Origin of the sequence: Deinococcus alpinitundrae (assembly GCF_009982895.1) — a bacterium.
In the GTDB taxonomy this organism is placed as follows: Bacteria; Deinococcota; Deinococci; order Deinococcales; family Deinococcaceae; genus Deinococcus; species Deinococcus alpinitundrae.
Genome location: NZ_WXZL01000325.1, coordinates 1 through 262, shown reverse-complemented (window position 1 = coordinate 262; position 262 = coordinate 1). Strand labels below are relative to the sequence as shown.

The 262-nt window shown below is 36.3% G+C and carries 1 protein-coding gene; it reads right to left on the bottom strand.

Annotation, left to right across the window (positions count from 1 at the left end):
* Nucleotides 1-262, bottom strand: a 262-nt coding sequence (locus GUI70_RS25875) for an aldehyde dehydrogenase family protein (protein WP_161884596.1), incomplete at both ends; no start/stop codon positions are given.

Here is a 262-nt window from a genome sequence, read left to right as displayed (position 1 = left end):
CGCTTTTCGACGACGAATAATTGCCGAAACACGTAACATAAGCTCTGCACGATCATTTGCTGACCATGTTTTCCAAGATTTATAAGCTTCGTTTGCTGCTTTAAATGCATCTTCAACATCTTGTTTTGTTGCCTTTGATGCATTTGCAATTACTTGTGATGTGTCTGCAGGATTGATTGATTTAATTTTGTCATCTTTGAAAATCTTCTCTCCATTAATCACTAATGGTATGTCTTGACCTAATTCTTTTTCCACGTCTTTC